This is a genomic window from Streptomyces sp. R-74717 (genome assembly GCF_047305335.1).
Lineage (GTDB): Bacteria > Actinomycetota > Actinomycetes > Streptomycetales > Streptomycetaceae > Streptomyces > Streptomyces atratus.
Window position 1 is genome coordinate 6446776 of record NZ_CP102361.1, and the last position, 18091, is coordinate 6464866.

An 18091-nucleotide genomic window follows, 5' to 3' on the forward strand; every position below is an offset into this window, starting at 1 on the left:
GATACCGTCGGAACATGTCCAACATGGCCGTCCTCGAAGGGGTCCTGGAGCGGATCACCTACGCCAACGAGGAGAACGGGTACACCGTCGCCCGCGTCGACACCGGTCGGGGCGCGGGCGATCTGCTCACCGTGGTCGGGTCGCTGCTCGGTGCCCAGGTCGGCGAGTCGCTGCGGATGGAGGGGCGCTGGAGCTCGCACTCGCAGTACGGCAAGCAGTTCACGGTGGAGAACTACACGACCGTGCTGCCCGCCACCATCCAGGGCATCCGCCGCTATCTCGGCTCCGGCCTGATCAAGGGCATCGGCCCGGTGATGGCGGACCGGATCACCACCCACTTCGGCGTCGACACCCTCGACGTCATCGAGCAGGAGCCGAAGCGGCTCGTCGAGGTGCCCGGGCTCGGGCCGAAGCGGACGAAGATGATCGCCGCGGCCTGGGAGGAGCAGAAGGCGATCAAGGAGGTGATGGTCTTCCTCCAGGGGGTCGGCGTCTCCACCTCCATCGCCGTCCGTATCTACAAGAAGTACGAGGACGCGTCGATCTCCGTCGTGAAGAACCAGCCCTACCGGCTGGCCGCCGACGTCTGGGGTATCGGCTTCCTCACCGCCGACAAGATCGCCCAGGCCGTCGGCATCCCGCACGACAGCCCGGAGCGGGTGAAGGCCGGACTGCAGTACGCGCTGTCGCAATCCACCGACCAGGGCCACTGCTTCCTCCCCGAGGAGCGGCTGATCGCCGACGGGGTGAAGCTGCTCCAGGTCGATACGGGGCTGGTCATCGAGTGTCTCGCCGAACTGGCCGAGGATCCGGAAGGCGTCGTACGGGAGAAGGTGCCGTCGCCCGAAGGCGGCGAACCGATCACCGCCGTCTACCTGGTGCCCTTCCACCGCGCCGAGATCTCCCTCGCCTCTCAGGTGCAACGGCTGTTGCGGACGCCGGAGGAGCGGATGCCGGCCTTCGCGGACGTCGACTGGGACAAGGCGCTGACCTGGCTCGCGGGCCGTACGGGGGCGAAGCTGGCCCCCGAGCAGGAGGCCGCGGTCCGGCTCGCGCTCAGCCGCAAGGTCGCCGTTCTGACCGGTGGGCCCGGCTGCGGGAAGTCGTTCACCGTCCGGTCCATCGTCGAGCTGGCCCGCGCCAAGAAGGCCAAGGTGGTGCTGGCCGCGCCCACCGGGCGGGCGGCCAAGCGGCTCTCCGAGCTGACCGGGGCCGAGGCGTCCACCGTGCACCGGCTGCTCGAACTGAAACCGGGGGGCGATGCCGCGTACGACCGGGACCGGCCGCTGGACGCCGATCTGGTCGTCGTCGACGAGGCGTCGATGCTGGATCTGCTGCTCGCCAACAAACTGCTGAAGGCGGTGGCACCCGGTGCCCATCTGCTGCTCGTGGGGGACGTCGACCAGCTGCCGTCGGTCGGCGCGGGGGAGGTGCTGCGCGATCTGCTCGCCGACGGCAGCCCCGTTCCGGCGGTCCGGCTGACCACGATCTTCCGCCAGGCCCAGCAGTCCGGAGTCGTCACCAACGCGCACCGGATCAACTCCGGAGTACCGCCCCTCACTCAGGGCCTCAACGACTTCTTCCTCTTCGTGGAGGACGAGACACAGGACGCGGGCGTACTCGCGGTGGACGTCGCCGCCCGCCGTATTCCGGCCAAATTCGGGCTGGACGCGCGGCGTGACGTACAGGTCCTCGCCCCGATGCACCGCGGCCCGGCCGGGGCGGGCACGCTCAACGGGCTCCTCCAGCAGGCCATCACCCCGGGCCGCCCCGACCTGCCCGAGAAGCGGTTCGGCGGCCGGGTCTTCCGGGTCGGCGACAAGGTCACCCAGATCCGTAACAACTACGACAAGGGGGAGAACGGTGTCTTCAACGGCACGGTCGGCGTCGTCACCTCCCTCGACCTGGACGAACAGCGGCTGACGGTACTGACCGACGAGGACGAGGAGATCGGTTACGACTTCGACGAGCTGGACGAACTGGCCCACGCGTACGCCATGACGATCCACCGCTCCCAGGGCAGTGAGTACCCGGCCGTCGTCATTCCCGTCACCAAGAGCGCCTGGATGATGCTCCAGCGGAACCTGTTGTACACCGCCGTGACCAGGGCCAAGAAGCTCGTCGTGCTGGTCGGCTCGCGGCAGGCGATCGGGCAGGCGGTCCGCACGGTTTCCGCAGGCAGACGCTGTACGGCGCTGGATTACCGGTTGTCAGGGGGCCTGGGCGGAGGATCCCCGGAAAAAATGATCGATCAAATCGGTGGGAAACATCACGGAGGCCTTCCGGAACCGGAGTCAAGGGGGCAGGATGAGTAAGCTCGCGGCACTCAGTGCCGCGAGTAGGTCCAATGGACGACCCCGAGTGCACTCTCCTGAGCCAAATGGGGGAGTGTGGAGACAGTCAGGGAACCTCGAAGAAGAGGCACTACGTCGGTGAGGGATGACGTGAGCGAGCACACCAACAACGCTGTAGTACTGCGGTACGGCGATGGCGAGTACACCTACCCGGTGATCGACAGCACCGTCGGCGACAAGGGCTTCGACATCGGGAAGCTCCGGGCCAATACCGGCCTGGTCACGCTGGACAGCGGATACGGCAACACCGCAGCGTATAAATCCGCCATCACCTACCTCGACGGTGAGCAGGGCATCCTGCGCTACCGCGGCTACCCGATCGAGCAGCTCGCCGAGCGCTCGACGTTCCTCGAGGTCGCGTACACGCTCATCAACGGTGACCTTCCCAAGGTCGACGAGCTGTCGACCTTCAAGAACGAGATCACCCAGCACACGTTGCTGCACGAGGACGTCAAGCGGTTCTTCGACGGCTTCCCGCGCGACGCCCACCCGATGGCCATGCTGTCCTCGGTCGTCAGCGCGCTGTCCACGTTCTACCAGGACAGCCACAACCCGTTCGACGAGGAGCAGCGCCACCTCTCGACGATCCGTCTGCTGGCCAAGCTGCCGACGATCGCCGCGTACGCGTACAAGAAGTCGATCGGCCACCCCTTCGTCTACCCGCGCAACGACCTCGGTTACGTCGAGAACTTCCTGCGCATGACCTTCTCGGTCCCCGCCCAGGAGTACGACCTGGACCCGGTCGTCGTCTCCGCGCTCGACAAGCTGCTCATCCTGCACGCGGACCACGAGCAGAACTGTTCGACCTCCACCGTGCGTCTGGTCGGCTCCTCGCAGGCGAACATGTTCGCCTCGATCTCCGCCGGTATCTCGGCGCTGTGGGGCCCGCTGCACGGTGGCGCCAACCAGTCGGTGCTGGAGATGCTCGAAGGCATCCAGGCCAACGGCGGCGATGTCGACTCCTTCATCCGCAAGGTGAAGAACAAGGAGGACGGCGTCCGGCTGATGGGCTTCGGCCACCGCGTCTACAAGTCCTTCGACCCGCGCGCCAAGATCATCAAGGCCGCGGCCCACGACGTGCTGTCCGCGCTCGGCAAGTCCGACGAGCTGCTCGACATCGCGCTCAAGCTGGAGGAGCACGCGCTCTCCGACGAGTACTTCGTCTCGCGCAACCTCTACCCCAACGTGGACTTCTACACGGGTCTGATCTACCGGGCCATGGGCTTCCCGACCGAGATGTTCACCGTGCTCTTCGCGCTCGGCCGGCTTCCCGGCTGGATCGCCCAGTGGCACGAGATGATCAAGGAGCCGGGTTCCCGCATCGGCCGCCCGCGCCAGATCTACACCGGCGAGGTCCTGCGCGACTTCGTCCCGGTCGAGGGCCGCTGAACCTCGTACCACCTCTGCGTCACCCCGGCCGCCGAGGCCGGTCGTCTTCGCCCCGAGTACCGCGCTTTCGCACAGAGCGCGGTGTCCGGGGCGATTTGCGTGACCGATGCAGCCGTGCGCGGTGCCGCCCGCCGGGCAGGCAGCGAGAAGCGCCCCGCCATCGATCCCCCCACGGGCCGACAGCGAGGCGCTTCCCATGTCCCGGAGCGGATTCCCCCCACGGGATCCGGCCGGGCGTCTGCGGGAGCCGAAGCTCCTGGGCGCTCCTCACCTACTGCGAGCTGCGCTCTTCACTTGTACTTCCAGTGCGGTCCGCCGGGGTACGTACGCACGGGAGGGCCGCTCAAAGCTCCCCGGTGCACGTGCCCCGGCCAACGCTTGCCCGAAGCATCCCCCAAGACGCTTCGACGGACGTCCCCCAAGACATCCTTGGCATCGCACTCTTAGACTCGCGAACCCACCGGATGGTTACCCTGAAACCGGTGTGATCTAAATCTCTTTGTGGAAGTTACGTGAAGGCGCGCAACCGCAGGCTGTTCGTCACGACGAAGACCGATGAGAACGCCATCGCCGCTCCCGCAATCATAGGGTTGAGCAGGCCAAATGCCGCAAGGGGTAGGGCGGCTACGTTATAGCCGAATGCCCAGAAGAGATTGCCCTTGATGGTCGCCAGGGTGCGCCGGGAGAGCCGGATCGCATCGGCCGCCACCTTGAGATCTCCACGAACGAGGGTCAGATCGCTCGCCTCGATCGCGGCGTCCGTACCGGTCCCCATCGCCAGGCCGAGATCGGCGGTGGCGAGAGCGGCCGCGTCGTTGACCCCGTCACCGACCATGGCTACGGAGCGCCCCTGGGCCCGGAGCCGCTCGATGACGTGGACCTTCTCCTCGGGCAGGACCTCGGCATGGACCTCGTCGATTCCGACGGCGCGGGCCACGGCGTCCGCCACGGCCCGGTTGTCGCCGGTCAGCAGAACGGGACGCAGGCCGAGCGCGCGCAGCTCGGCGACGGCTGCCGCGCTGGAATCCTTGACCGCGTCGGCGACGGCGAGGACGCCGCGTGCCTGCCCGTCCCAGGCGACCACGATCGCGGTACGGCCCTGAGCCGCCGCGTCCGCCACGGCACCGGACAGGGTGTCGGGGATGTCGATGCCCGCGTCGGCGAGCAGTTGAGGGCGGCCGACCAGTACCTGGTGCCCGTCGACCGTGCCGCGTACGCCGAGGCCCGTGATGCCGGCGAAGTCCTCGGGGGCGGGGAGGGGGCCGCCGATGCGTTCCGTGGCTCCGGCGGCGACGGCCTGGGCGATGGGGTGCTCGGAGGAGTGCTCCAGAGCGCCGGCCAGTCGCAGGAGCCGGGTTTCGTCGGTGCCGGGTGCGGGGTGGATGTCCTGGAGGGTCATCCGGCCGGTGGTGACCGTGCCGGTCTTGTCGAGGACGATCGTGTCGATGCGATGTGTGGTCTCCAGGACCTCGGGACCCTTGATCAGGATGCCGAGCTGGGCGCCGCGTCCCGTACCGACCATGAGGGCGGTGGGGGTGGCGAGGCCCAGGGCGCAGGGGCAGGCGATGATCAGTACGGCGACGGCGGCGGTGAACGCGGCGGTCACGTCGTCCGTGAGGAGCAGCCACGTGATCAGGGTGGCCACTGCGAGCACCAGCACCACGGGGACGAAGACCGCGGAGATCCGGTCCGCGAGGCGCTGCACCTCGGCCTTGCCGTTCTGGGCGTCCTCGACGAGCTTTGCCATCCGGGCCAGCTGGGTGTCGGCGCCGACCCGGGTGGCTTCGACGACGAGCCGGCCGGAGGCGTTCACGGTGGCCCCGGTGACCCGGTCGCCGACGCTCACATCGACCGGGACGGATTCGCCGGTGAGCATGGAGGCGTCCACGGCGGACGCGCCCTCGACGACGGTGCCGTCGGTGGCGATCTTCTCGCCGGGGCGGACGACGAAACGGTCGCCGACGGTGAGCCGGCCGACGGGGATGCGTACCTCAGTGCCGCCCCGGAGGACGGAGACGTCCTTCGCGCCCAGGTGCATCAGCGCGCGCAGGGCGGAGCCGGCCTTCCGCTTGGACTTCGCCTCCAGGTAGCGGCCCAGCAGGATGAAGGTGACGACGCCGGCCGCGACCTCCAGATAGATGGTGGACGAGCTTTCCCCGAGCTCTCGGCTCCGCTCGAGCAGGGGAGACCCCATTGCGCGCGAGACCGTGAAGTCGAAGCCGTGCCGCATCCCGGTCATGCCTGCGTCACCGAGGAACAGCGCCCACAGGGACCAGCCGAAGGCGGCGAGGGTGCCGACCGAGACCAGGGTGTCCATGGTGGCCGCGCCGTGCCGGAGATTGGTCCAGGTGGCGCGGTGGAAGGGCAGTCCGCCCCAGACGACGACGGGGGCGGCGAGGGTGAGGGAGAGCCACTGCCAGTTGTTGAACTGGAGGGCGGGGACCATCGCGAGCACGACGACGGGGGCGGCGAGGACGGCCGAGACGATCAGACGCTGACGCAGTGATGTGAGGGCGTCGGCGGCCTTCCGCTCGGCGGGGTCGTCGGCGCCGGTCTCGGTGCCGGCTTCGGTGCCGGTCGGGCTCTCGGTGACTTGTCCGGTGCGGACTCGGGTGCTGCCCGGTCCGCCGCCCTCAAAGGCTCCTGTGACGGTGATGGAAGGCGTGGCCGGTGCGGCGGCCCGTGCCGGGGAGGGCGGGGTCGGTTCGGGGCGGCGTACCGGCTGCGCCGTATAGCCGGTCTTCTCGACCGTGGCGATCAGATCCGCGAGGCCGGTCCCTGAGCCGAAGGAGACACGGGCCTTCTCGGTCGCGTAGTTGACGGTGGCGGTGACGCCATCCATCCGGTTGAGCTTCTTCTCGATGCGGGCCGCGCAGGAGGCGCAGGTCATCCCGCCGATCGTGAGTTCGGCCCGCGAACTCTCCGCCGACGGGGGCGCGGCCTCTGTTGCGCTGTGCATGTCCGAACTCCTGAAACGCCGACCGGGCCGTACCCCACCAGTATCTGCTGGTCGGTCCGGCCCGGCGGCAAAAGGGGGTGGTGCGGGTGTACGTGGCGTACCGGGTTCGCCCCGATCGTGTTCAGGCCCGGCCGACGAGCTCGTAGCCTGCCTCGTCGACCGCGGCGCGCACGGCGTCCTCGGCCAGCGGGGCCCGGGAGACGACGGTCACCCGGCCGGTGGAGGCGACGGCCTTGACCGAGGTGACACCCTCGATGCCGGAGATCTCCTCGGAGACGGCGCCTTCACAGTGTCCGCAGGTCATGCCGGTCACCTGGTAGACGGTGGTCACCTCGCCCGCCGGGGCGCTGGAGTCCGCACCGTCGTGGCAGGAGCCGCTGGGCGAGCAGCAGGATCCGGTGGCCTGGGGGAGCTGGGTCTCGGCGGTCATGGTGTTCTCCTCTTCGACGAGCGCAAGGGCGTGATGTCGGGAACCCCGGGAGACCCCGGTGTGCCCGACTCTCATCACACTATACCCCTAGGGGGTATGAATGCGAGTGAGGCGTAGCCCGCGCTCTCGACGGCGGCGAACCCGAATCCGACCGCATTTGTCCGAATCGTATGGTGTGTGGAGCTGTCGGGATCGTATGGCGCGTGGAGCTGTCGGGCATTCGGGGAGCGGGCATTCGGGGAGCCGGGAGGCGCGGCATGGCGGGCCGGCCGGTGAAGCCCCGTACGGCGGCAGGTGGGAGTCGTTCCCCGTACGGGGCCGGAGGTGTCAGTCCCTGCGTCCTCGGTTGCCGGGTCTTGAGGCGACCCAGGCGCGGATGGTGTCCGCGTACCAGTAGGGCTTGCCGCTCTCCACGTGGTCGGGTGACGGGAGGTGGCCGTGTTTGCGGTAGGAGCGGACGGTGTCCGGCTGTACCCGGATGTGCGCGGCAATGTCCTTGTAGGACCAGAGTTTTCTGTCCGTCATGTATGACACCTCTCTGCGCCGCAGCGCAGCCGGGCAGGCCGTCGGGGGAGCTGCGGCGCGGACGCTGACGATCACTCGGCCTGCGCCCGGTGCAACGACAGGGGGAGAGTTCCGGGGAGGGGCTGTCGAGCGCCTGTGACGGAAGACCCGCGTAACGGAGACATGTGTGACGAGGATGTGATCTCTGTTACAGAAGGCATGCATGATGCCCGGCGGGGCTACGGAGAGGGGTCCGGCGCGCCGGGTTACGCCGGTGGGTAGGGGAGAGGGGTCGTGCGGGTCGGTCCCGCGTGCCAGAGCGCTGACCATGTGGCCGGGGTGACCAGGCCGTCCGGCATGAGCGGTGGGTTGTCCGCCTGGAAGCGCTGTACGGCGAGGAGGGTCTGCGGTCCGAACGTTCCGTCGAGCGCCGACCACGGCAGATAGTGGCGGTTGGCCAGCATGCACTGCACCTGGGAGACCCGATCGCCCCGCTCGCCGTACATGGTGAGCCCGTCGCCGTCGTAGAAGGCGCAGACCGGGCTGGAGCCGGGCGGTGGGGGTGGGTTGTGCTCGTCGGCCGAGGCGCCCGGGGCGGCGGCGAGGGCGGCGGTCAGGGCGGCGACGGCCAGGGCCGAGGCGCCGGCCGTCCTGCGGGACGACAGCATCTTCCGGATCATGGCGAGTTGCTCCTGGTGCGGTGGTGGTGCGTGCGGTGGTGGGGCGCGGCCCGGGGCCGCGCGCCGACTTCTCATCGAGGACAACACCGCGTACCGCCGCTACGTCACTTCCCGGGGCCGCTCGGCGTGTCAGGGCGCCCGGTGCGGGCTGCCGCAGGAGCGGAGGAAGTCCCGGGTACGGCGGGCGATGGGGAAGGGCTTGCCGGGCGGGCAGGGATACATGTCCTGCTCGACGATGGCGAAGAGATCGACGTCCAGCTTGCGGGCGGCCGCGAGTACGGGCTCCAGTGCGGGCACCCCGCCCGGCGGTTCGCACATCACTCCGCGCGCCACGGCGGGGCCGAACGGCACTTCGTCCGCCACGACTTCGGCCAGGATCTCCGGGTCGACCTGCTTGAGATGCAGATAGCCGATCCGTTCGCCGTAGGTCTCGATCAGCTTGACGCTGTCGCCGCCGCAGTAGGCGTAGTGGCCGGTGTCGAGGCAGAGCGAGACCAGTTCGGGATCGGTGGCGTCGAGGAAGCGGCTGACGTTCTCCTCGCTGTCGATATGGGTGTCGGCATGCGGATGGACGACGATGCGCAGCCCGAAACGGTCCTGCACCTCGCGGCCCAGCCGTTCCGTCTGGGTGGTGAGGCTGCGCCACTGCTCCGCGGTGAGGCTGCGGTCCTCCAGGACCTCGCCCGTCCTGTCGTCGCGCCAGAACGACGGGATGACCACGAGATGCCCGGCACCCATCGCCCGGGTGAGTGCCGCGATGTCGGCGACATGCGCCCAGGTCCGGTCCCAGACGTCCGTTCCGTGGTGCAATCCGGTGAAAACGGTCCCGGCCGAGACCGTGAGCCCGCGGCGGCGGGTCTCGTCGGCGAGGCGGGCCGGGTCGGTCGGGAGGTAGCCGTACGGGCCGAGCTCGATCCACTCGTAACCCGCCGCGGACACCTCGTCGAGGAAGCGCTGCCAGGGCACTTGCTGCGGATCGTCGGGGAACCACACACCCCACGAGTCGGGTGCCGAACCGATACGGATACGGGCCGGAGCCAATGCGGAGGAGGTCATGCGGCCCAGCCTCCCGGCCCGGGCAACGAGTGTCAATCATTCGTCCTTATGTCCGGACAAAGCATTGACAGGGTTCCGGGGGAGGGCTAGACCTGGGAGCAGCCGCCCCGGTCGCCGGTCGAAGGGATGCATATGCCTGAGCTGTACGACGTGATCACCATGGGCCGGATCGGTGTGGATCTCTACCCCCTGCAGACCGGTGTACCGCTGGCCCGGGTCGAGACATTCGGGAAGTTCCTCGGCGGCTCGCCGACCAATGTCGCCGTCGCGGCAGCCCGGCTCGGCCGGCGGACCGCCGTGGTGACCCGCACGGGCCGGGATGCCTTCGGGGAGTATCTCCACCACGAGTTGCGGGAGTTCGGGGTGGACGACCGGTGGGTGACGCCCGTCGACGCGTATCCGACACCGGTCACCTTCTGCGAGATCTTCCCGCCCGACGACTTCCCGCTCTACTTCTACCGGCAGCCCAAGGCCCCCGACCTGGAGATCCACGAGTCGGAGCTGGACCTCGACGCGGTGCGGTCCGCCCGGGTCTTCTGGATGACCGGCACCGGGCTGTGCGCCGAACCGAGCCGCACATCGACCCTCGCCGCCCTGCGCGCCCGCGACCGGTCCGGCATCACCGTCTTCGACCTCGACTGGCGCCCGATGTTCTGGGACACCACGGAAGAGATCCCCGGGACCGCGTCCGACCCCACTGCCCGCTACCGCGAGGCCCTCGCCCATGCCACCGTCGCCGTCGGCAACCTCGACGAATGCGAGATCGCGACCGGCGAGCGCGAACCGTACGCGGCCGCCCGCGCCCTGATCGCCGCGGGCGTCGAGCTCGCCGTCGTCAAACAGGGCCCCAAGGGCGTACTCGCCGTGCACTGCGACGGCACGGTGGCCGATGTGCCGCCGCTGCCTGTCGAGGTCGTCAACGGCCTCGGTGCCGGTGACGCCTTCGGCGGGGCGCTCTGCCACGGGCTGCTCGCAGGATGGGAGACCGAACGCGTCATGCGGTACGCCAACGCCGCCGGCGCCATCGTCGCCTCCCGGCTCGCCTGCTCGTCCGCCATGCCGTTCCCGTACGAAGTCGAAGCGGCCCTGACCGAAGGTGCCGTCACCTCCCGCCCCACCGGAGCCACCCCATGACGCCCCCGGCCTCCTCGGTCTCCGAACTCGTCCAGCTGCGCATGCGCCATCCCGAGGCCGTCGCCGAAGCCGCCGCGCGACGCCGCAGACGCCCCCTCGTCGGCAGCGGCGGCCGTCTGATGATCATCGCGGCGGACCATCCGGCCCGCGGTTCCCTCGCCGTCGGCGACCGCGAACTGGCCATGGCCAACCGCTTCGAGCTCCTGGAACGGCTCTGCCTCGCCCTCTCCCGCCCCGGCGTCGACGGCGTCCTCGCCACCGCCGACATCCTCGACGACCTGCTGCTCCTCGGCGCACTGGAGAACAAGGTCGTCGTCGGCTCGATGAACCGCGGCGGACTCGCGGGCGCCGCCTTCGAGCTCGACGACCGCTTCACCGGCCACCGCCCCGAGGACCTCGCCCGGCTCCGCTTCGACGCGGGCAAGCTGCTGCTCCGTATCGACTACGACGACCCCGGCTCGCTCGACACCATGCACGCCACCGCCCGTGCCATCGACGCCATGGCCGCGCACCGGCTGCCCGTCTTCGTCGAGCCGTTCCTCTGCCGCCGCATGGACGGCCACGTCCGCAACGACCTCGGCGCGGAGGCGGTCACCACCTCGATCGCCATCGCCTCGGGGCTGGCCGGGACATCCGCGTACACCTGGCTCAAGGTCCCCGTCACCGAGAACCCCGACGACATGGCCCGGGTGATGGAGGCTTCGACGCTGCCCGCCGTGCTGCTGGGCGGCGAGGTGGGCGACGACCTGGACGGCGCGTTCGAGAAGTGGCGCACGGCGCTGCAACTGCCGACCGTCCAGGGCCTGGTGGTGGGGCGTTCGCTGCTCTACCCGGCCGACGGTGAGGTGGCCGCGGCCGTCGACACGGCCGTATCGCTGCTGGAACCGAGAGGAACGGGCGGGGACCGGGTATCAAGTAGGGAATGGGTATGACGACGCACAACGAACCGCGGTACCACCTCGGCGCCGGGAGCGCGGCGAGCGGCCCCTACGCCCTCGACATCGACCCGAAGCGCGCCGGCTGGGACCGGTCGAGCCTGCGTGTGCTGGAGTTGGGGCCGGGCGGAGTTCACACGCTTGTCACCGGGGAGAGCGAATGGATCGTTCTGCCGTTGACCGGTGGCTGTACGGTGCACACCTCAGGTGAGATCTTTGAACTGCTGGGCCGGGAAAGCGTGTTCAGCGGGGTATCCGACTTCGCGTACGTACCGCGTGACGCCCATGCACAGATCGCCTCCGGCGCAGGAGGCCGCTTCGCCCTGGCAGGAGCGAAGTGCGAGCGACGACTCCCCGCTCGCTACGGCCCCGCGCCGGAGGTACCCGTCGAGCTGCGCGGCTCCGGGAACTGCTCCCGCCAGGTCAACAACTTCGCCGCCGCCGACACCTTCGAGTGCGACCGGCTGATCGCCGTCGAGGTACTCACCCCGGGCGGCAACTGGTCGTCCTACCCACCGCACAAGCACGACGAGCACCGCCCCGGCGTCGAGTCCGTGCTGGAGGAGATCTACTACTTCGAGGTGGAGAACGGCGGCCTCGGCTACCACCGTGTGTCGCCGTCGAGGGACGGCGGTACGGACGTCCTCGCCGAGGTCCGCAGTGGCGACGCGGTCCTCGTTCCCGACGGCTGGCACGGTCCGTCCATCGCCGCCCCCGGCCGCACGCTCTACTACCTCAATGTGATGGCGGGCCCGGGGGAGCAGCGGGAGTGGCTGATCAGCGATCACCCCGACCACGGCTGGATCCGCGACACCTGGCCGTCGCAGCCGGTGGACCCCAGACTCCCGCTCTACGGACCGGAGGCGACCTCGTGAGCGCACCACGCACCCGCAGGCTCACCACCGCCCAGGCCCTGGTGTCCTTCCTGTCCCGCCAGTACACCGAGCGCGACGGCCGGCGACAGCGCCTGATCAGCGCCACCTGGGGCATCTTCGGCCACGGCAATGTCGCCGGAGTCGGTCAGGCGCTCGTCGAGTCGGGCCGGGCGATGCCCTATCTCCAGGGCCGTAACGAGCAGGCCATGGTGCACGCCGCCGTCGGCTACGCCCGCCAGTCCGGCCGGCTCTCCGCGCACGCCGTCACCACCTCCATCGGCCCCGGCGCCACGAACCTCGTGACCGGCGCCGCCCTCGCCACCATCAACCACCTCCCCGTCCTCCTCCTGCCCGGGGACACCTTCGCGACCCGGCCCGCCGACCCCGTGCTCCAGCAGCTCGAAGTCCCGTCCGCGGGCGACATCTCCGTCAACGACTGTCTGCGTCCCGTCTCCCGCTACTTCGACCGGATCACCCGCCCCGAGGCCCTGATCCCGGCCGCACTCCAGGCCATGCGGACCCTCGCCGACCCGGCGGAGACCGGCGCGGTCACGCTCGCGCTGCCGCAGGACGTGCAGGCGCAGGCGCACGACTGGCCGGAGGAGTTCTTCGCCGAGCGCATCTGGTACGTACGCAGGCCGGCCCCCGATCCGCACGAGCTCGACCGGGCGGTACGGGCCGTGCGCAGCGCCCGCCGGCCGCTGATCGTGGCGGGCGGCGGCGTCCATCACAGCGCGGCGGAGGAGACCCTCGCCGCGTTCGCCGCCGCCACCCGCATCCCCGTCGCCGCCACCCAGGCCGGCAAGGGCTCCCTGCGTCACGACCACCCCGCCGACGTCGGCGGCATCGGCCACACCGGCACCGCGACCGCCGACGAGCTGGCCCGCACCGCCGACCTGGTGATCGGCATCGGCACCCGCTACTCCGATTTCACCACCGCCTCCGCCACGCTCTTCTCCGACCCGGCTGTCCGCTTCCTCAACCTCAACATCACCGGCTTCGACGCACACAAACTCGGAGCGCTCCCGCTCGTCGCCGACGCCCGCACCGCCCTCGAAGCCCTCACCGCCGCGCTCGCCGCACGCAACCACCGCGTCGACCCGTCCTACGAGACCGAGTACACCGAGGCCAAGGAGAAATGGGAGCAGCGCGTCACCGCCGCGTTCACCGCCGACGACCCGCACGCCCGCCCCACCCAGGCCCAGGTCCTCGGCCTGCTCGACGCCCTCGTCACCGAGGACGACATCCTGATCAACGCGGCCGGATCACTCCCCGGTGACCTGCACAAACTCTGGCGGGCCCGCTCCCCGCACCAGTACCACGTCGAATACGGATACTCCTGCATGGGCTACGAGATCCCGGCCGCGATCGGGGTCCAGCTGGCCGCCCCCGACCGCCCCGTCTGGGCCCTCGTCGGAGACGGCACCTATCTGATGAATCCCACCGAGATCGTCACCGCGGTGCAGCAGGAACTCCCCGTGAAGCTGGTCATCCTGCAGAACCACGGCTACGCGTCCATCGGCGGCCTGTCCGAGACGGTCGGCGGTGAGCGCTTCGGAACGGCCTACCGCCACCGCGCCGCGGACGGCGCCTTCACCGGCCCCCCGCTCCCCGTCGACCTCGCGGCCAACGCCGGCTCGCTGGGGATGCGGGTGCTGCGTGCCAAGACCGTGCGTGACCTGCGCGAAGCCCTTGCCGAGGCGCGGGCCGAGGACCGTCCCACTTGTGTCTACGTCGAGACCGAAACGGCAGACACAGTGTCGGGCCCCCCTCCGGCGCAGGCGTGGTGGGATGTTCCCGTAGCCGAAACGGCCACCCGGCCGTCGGCCGTGAAAGCCCGGGAAGAGTACGACCGTCACGTCGCCGACCGACGCCACCACCTTTGAAGGAGTTCTGTCATGAAGACCGTCAACCACTGGATCGGTGGCAAGACCGTCGAGGGTGCGTCGGGCAACTACGGCCCGGTCACCGACCCGGCCACCGGCGCCGTCACCACCCAGGTGGCGCTCGCATCGCTCGAAGAGGTCGACGCCGCGGTCGCCGCCGCCAAGGACGCCTACGCCACCTGGGGCACGTCCTCGCTGGCCGCCCGCACCACGGTCCTCTTCCGCTACCGCGCGCTGCTCGACGCCCACCGCGACGAGATCGCCGCGCTGATCACCGCCGAGCACGGCAAGGTGCACTCGGACGCGCTGGGCGAGGTCGCCCGCGGTCTGGAGATCGTCGAGCTGGCCTGCGGCATCACCACCCAGCTCAAGGGCGAGCTGTCCACCCAGGTCTCCAGCCGGGTCGACGTCTCCTCGATCCGTCAGTCGCTCGGTGTCGTCGCCGGCATCACCCCGTTCAACTTCCCGGCCATGGTGCCGATGTGGATGTTCCCGCTCGCCATCGCCTGCGGAAACACCTTTGTGCTCAAGCCGAGCGAGAAGGACCCGTCGGCCGCCAACCTGCTGGCCGAGCTGGCCGCCGAGGCCGGTCTGCCGGACGGCGTGCTGAACGTCCTGCACGGCGACAAGGTCGCCGTCGACGGCCTGCTGGGCCACCCCGACGTGGCCGCGGTCTCCTTCGTGGGCTCCACCCCGATCGCCCGCTACATCCACGCCACCGCCTCCGCCAACGGCAAGCGCGTCCAGGCACTCGGCGGCGCGAAGAACCACATGCTGGTGCTGCCGGACGCGGACCTCGACGCCGCGGCCGATGCCGCCGTCTCCGCCGCGTACGGCTCCGCCGGTGAGCGCTGCATGGCGATCTCCGCGGTCGTCGCGGTCGGCACCATCGCCGACGAGCTCGTCGCCAAGATCAAGGAGCGCGCCGAGAAGATCAAGATCGGCCCCGGCAACGACCCGACGTCCGAGATGGGCCCGCTGATCACCGCCGCCCACCGCGACAAGGTCGCCTCCTACGTCAAGGGCGCGGCCGCCCAGGGCGCCGACGTCGTCCTCGACGGCACCGGCTTCACCGTCGAGGGCTTCGAGGACGGCCACTGGATCGGCCTCTCCCTCCTCGACAACGTGTCCACCGACTCGGACGCGTACAAGGACGAGATCTTCGGCCCGGTCCTGTGCGTCCTGCGCGCCGAGACGTACGAAGAGGGCGTCGCCCTCATGAACGCCTCGCCGTTCGGCAACGGCACCGCGATCTTCACCCGTGACGGCGGCGCCGCCCGCCGCTTCCAGCTGGAGATCGAGGCCGGCATGGTCGGCGTCAACGTGCCGATCCCGGTGCCGGTCGGCTACCACTCCTTCGGTGGCTGGAAGGACTCCCTCTTCGGCGACCACCACATCTACGGCAACGACGGCGTGCACTTCTACACCCGCGGCAAGGTCGTCACCACCCGCTGGCCGGACCCGGCCGACGCCCCGGCGGGCGTGGACCTGGGCTTCCCGCGCAACCACTGACGCCACTTCCCTTCTGCACCGACGGCCCGTACGGAAGCTGTATCCGTACGGGCCGTCGCCATGCCCGCCTCGGTTCAACCCCGCCCGGCGCACTCTCACATGCGCCGCAGGCCCACGTACTGGAGTGCACCCATGGCCGCCACGACCAGGCCCTGGAACACGATCCAGCTGTTACCGATCCCGGTCGCGGTCAGTGAGTCCATGGCGACCACCGCGACGCCGGCCACGGCCCAGGCCACGTTCAGGGTGATGATGACGGCGACCGCGCCGCGGTTGATGCTCTCCTGGCGGGAGACGACCAGCACCCCCAGGGCGTACACGGTGAGGAACACGCCCACCGGGTACTGCACCGAGAGGCGCACGCCGAGGAACGAGTCCAGGACCGTGGCGAGTACGAGGTATCCGATGCCGTTCGCACCGGTCAGGATCACGTCCGCCACGAGGGCGAAACGGAGGAGGCTGTCGGAACGGGCGGCGCCCGTCGCCGGGACCGTACCAGCATTCTGGGACGACATCATGAGGTCTTCCTTTCGTTGTCATGCTGCTGATCTGGAGGTGTGTGCCGAGTGGGCCCGGAGGTGCTCCCGGCATCGGGGAACACCGGGGCGGGCGAACCGAGGAGGACCCGGGTCTCGGTATTCGCCGGCAGGAACGATTCGAGCGCGATGCCGCTCAGCGGACCGGACGGAAGATCGGAGAAGAGGGTGCCGGGGCGCTCGCCGAACGAGGTGACGATGTGGAAGAAGGTCATCAGGTGCCCCTCCCGGTACAGCTCAATGGGCAGAAGCAGACGATTCGCCTCCCCGGATACGGTGAATTCGGCTTCCTCGGATGTGGCCAGTTCGGCATCCTGCGCCGATGGAAGGCCTGCTATGGACGCTTCCAATTCGCGCAGTCGGCCGTCCCCGGTGATTGCGCTCCATCGCCGGAGCATTCGTATGACGTGGTATCTCACCTGGGGAAGATTGGTCAGATGCGGCGCCAGACCCTCCGGGTGAAGAATGATGCGGAGAAAATTGGGGGGCGCCAGGAGATGGCCGGCGACATCGCTCATCAGCATTTCCATCGTGTGGTTGAGAGCCGCGATGTTCCAGCAGCTGTCGGTGACCATGGCCGGATACGGTTCATGGCCGGTCAGCGCCTTCTCCAGAACCGGGCGAATGTCAGCCGGCAACGGGGGGACGCTGTCGTACCAGCGCAGCTTTCCCGCCGCGGTCGCTCGGGCGACGAGCTGCTGTCGGTGCGCGGGCGGCAGCCCGAGCGCCTGGGCGATGCGGAGAACCGTCTCGGCATCGGGCGTCTGCTCGCAGGCCTCGATTCTCCTCAGGTGGTTCAGGGAAAAACCGGCCCGCTCGGCAAGTACCTGCTTGCTGAGCGATTTCTGGCGCCGCAGGTCACGCAGGAGCAGCCCCAGGACTCCGTCGTCTTCTGTGGAACGCATGCCCATACGGGGACGGTAATGACCGGTACGGGGCCACCTCAATTACCTCCCAGGTAATGGTCGAAGGGGCTGCACCGGCTCGCGGGACGTGTCAGGGCCCGCTCGCTCCAGCCGGAAAAGGGGAGCCGCGAAAGCGGCTCCCCTTTTCCGGCCTCGCCATGTCAACGCGTACCGTCCGCGGCCCTCTCGGCACCGACCGCCTCGGCGATCATCCGTTCCATCGGAACGGCGCCCACCCGCCCCGAGACCAGGAACGCGAACACCATCGTCGCGACCATGATCACTGTGCCGAGCCACACCATCGTCCCGACCGGCACGGTGTACGCCCCCACGGTCCGCACCACGCACTCACCCAGCAGCGCCGCACCCCACACCGCCGAGAACCGCATCTCCGCCCGCCGGAACGCCGCCGACTGAGCCGAAAGCCGTTGCCAGGCGGTGTCCTTGGCCGCATCGCCCTTGGTCAGCCACGGCCGCACCCCCGCGCTCATCATCGGCTGCCCCTTCAGCGCGGTCACCAGAATGACGATCCCGATGATGCTGCTCACCCCGCTGTCCTTGGCGAGCATCAGCCGCGGGTCACCGACCACCAGACTCGTCAGCAGCCCGACCGCGTTGACCGTCACCATCAGCGCCGCCAGCCCGTTGAGCCGGCGCTTTTGGACGACACCCCACACGGTGCGCACGGCCGGTACCACGCTGCTCCAGGCCAGCGCGGCGAAGGTACCCATGCCCGCCGCCTTCAACGCGTAGTACGAGACGAGCGGCACCCCCACATCCACGAGCAGCGGCATCAGGCTGTCCAGCAGCGCCTTGCGCGGAGCGAACGGGGCGGCGGCGACCGGAGCATCTGCGACAGGGGCGGTGGCTGTGGCGGCCGGGCTGGTCATGGCGGGTTCCTCTCCCGTATCGGCAGGCGCCTTCGCGGCCCCGCTC

The 18091-nt window shown here is 69.6% G+C and carries 15 protein-coding genes; 7 read left to right on the forward strand and 8 right to left on the reverse strand.

Going from position 1 to position 18091, the window contains the following annotated elements; translation table 11 throughout:
• Positions 1–14 precede the first annotated feature (14 nt).
• Both NRF20_RS29625 and NRF20_RS29630 read left to right on the forward strand, forming a co-directional pair.
• Positions 15–2315: an ATP-dependent RecD-like DNA helicase gene (locus NRF20_RS29625; protein WP_398628816.1), complete on the forward strand. Its 2301-nt coding sequence runs from the start codon at positions 15–17 to the stop codon at positions 2313–2315.
• 129 nt (positions 2316–2444) lie between these two features.
• On the forward strand, positions 2445–3743 hold the full coding sequence (locus tag NRF20_RS29630; RefSeq protein WP_398628815.1) for a citrate synthase: 1299 nt from the start codon (positions 2445–2447) through the stop codon (positions 3741–3743).
• A 508-nt stretch (positions 3744–4251) separates the two neighbouring features.
• On the opposite strand, the gene NRF20_RS29635 is transcribed toward NRF20_RS29630, so the two are convergent.
• From NRF20_RS29635 to NRF20_RS29655, 5 genes are all read right to left on the reverse strand, one after another.
• Positions 4252–6702: a heavy metal translocating P-type ATPase gene (locus NRF20_RS29635; RefSeq protein WP_413753625.1), complete on the reverse strand. Its 2451-nt coding sequence runs from the start codon at positions 6700–6702 to the stop codon at positions 4252–4254.
• Between the two features lie 121 nt (positions 6703–6823).
• Positions 6824–7132 carry a heavy-metal-associated domain-containing protein gene (locus NRF20_RS29640; RefSeq protein WP_413753626.1) on the reverse strand — a complete coding sequence of 103 codons (309 nt, stop codon included), beginning with the start codon at positions 7130–7132 and terminating at the stop codon, positions 6824–6826.
• A 327-nt stretch (positions 7133–7459) separates the two neighbouring features.
• A complete protein-coding gene (locus NRF20_RS29645) occupies positions 7460–7657 on the reverse strand; it encodes a helix-turn-helix transcriptional regulator (protein ID WP_114244591.1) in 198 nt (65 codons plus the stop codon).
• 245 nt (positions 7658–7902) lie between these two features.
• On the reverse strand, positions 7903–8316 hold the full coding sequence (locus NRF20_RS29650; RefSeq protein ID WP_398628813.1) for a peptidoglycan-binding protein: 414 nt from the start codon (positions 8314–8316) through the stop codon (positions 7903–7905).
• Positions 8317–8445: 129 nt separating this feature from the next.
• The gene (locus tag NRF20_RS29655; protein WP_413753627.1) at positions 8446–9372 is read right to left on the reverse strand and encodes a sugar phosphate isomerase/epimerase family protein; all 927 of its coding nucleotides are present in this window, start codon (positions 9370–9372) and stop codon (positions 8446–8448) included.
• 132 nt (positions 9373–9504) lie between these two features.
• Here NRF20_RS29655 and iolC point away from each other — a divergent pair, with 132 nt between their 5' ends.
• The 5 genes from iolC to mmsA are packed head-to-tail and all read left to right on the forward strand — an operon-like array spanning position 9505 to position 15714.
• The gene (iolC, locus tag NRF20_RS29660; protein ID WP_413753628.1) at positions 9505–10506 is read left to right on the forward strand and encodes a 5-dehydro-2-deoxygluconokinase; all 1002 of its coding nucleotides are present in this window, start codon (positions 9505–9507) and stop codon (positions 10504–10506) included.
• The gene (locus tag NRF20_RS29665; RefSeq protein ID WP_398628810.1) at positions 10503–11438 is read left to right on the forward strand and encodes a deoxyribose-phosphate aldolase; all 936 of its coding nucleotides are present in this window, start codon (positions 10503–10505) and stop codon (positions 11436–11438) included. Before iolC ends, NRF20_RS29665 begins: the two co-directional genes overlap by 4 nt.
• Complete coding sequence (iolB, locus tag NRF20_RS29670; protein ID WP_398628809.1) at positions 11435–12316, forward strand: 5-deoxy-glucuronate isomerase; 882 nt, start codon at positions 11435–11437, stop codon at positions 12314–12316. Before NRF20_RS29665 ends, iolB begins: the two co-directional genes overlap by 4 nt.
• Entirely contained in the window at positions 12313–14202 is a 1890-nt protein-coding gene (gene iolD, locus NRF20_RS29675; protein ID WP_398628808.1) for a 3D-(3,5/4)-trihydroxycyclohexane-1,2-dione acylhydrolase (decyclizing), read from the forward strand. The genes iolB and iolD overlap by 4 nt, the downstream gene beginning before the upstream one ends.
• A 12-nt stretch (positions 14203–14214) precedes the next feature.
• Positions 14215–15714: a CoA-acylating methylmalonate-semialdehyde dehydrogenase gene (mmsA, locus tag NRF20_RS29680; RefSeq protein ID WP_413753629.1), complete on the forward strand. Its 1500-nt coding sequence runs from the start codon at positions 14215–14217 to the stop codon at positions 15712–15714.
• A 95-nt stretch (positions 15715–15809) separates the two neighbouring features.
• Here the strand turns inward: mmsA and NRF20_RS29685 are convergent, their stop codons facing one another.
• The 3 genes from NRF20_RS29685 to NRF20_RS29695 all read right to left on the reverse strand — a co-directional run bounded on the left by NRF20_RS29685 (position 15810) and on the right by NRF20_RS29695 (position 18045).
• On the reverse strand, positions 15810–16232 hold the full coding sequence (locus NRF20_RS29685; RefSeq protein ID WP_398628806.1) for a hypothetical protein: 423 nt from the start codon (positions 16230–16232) through the stop codon (positions 15810–15812).
• Positions 16229–17161 carry a helix-turn-helix domain-containing protein gene (locus NRF20_RS29690; RefSeq protein ID WP_398628805.1) on the reverse strand — a complete coding sequence of 311 codons (933 nt, stop codon included), beginning with the start codon at positions 17159–17161 and terminating at the stop codon, positions 16229–16231. The genes NRF20_RS29685 and NRF20_RS29690 overlap by 4 nt, the downstream gene beginning before the upstream one ends.
• A 155-nt stretch (positions 17162–17316) precedes the next feature.
• Positions 17317–18045, reverse strand: a complete 729-nt coding sequence (locus NRF20_RS29695; protein ID WP_413753630.1) for a VC0807 family protein — start codon at positions 18043–18045, stop codon at positions 17317–17319.
• Between the last annotated feature and the right edge of the window lie 46 nt (positions 18046–18091).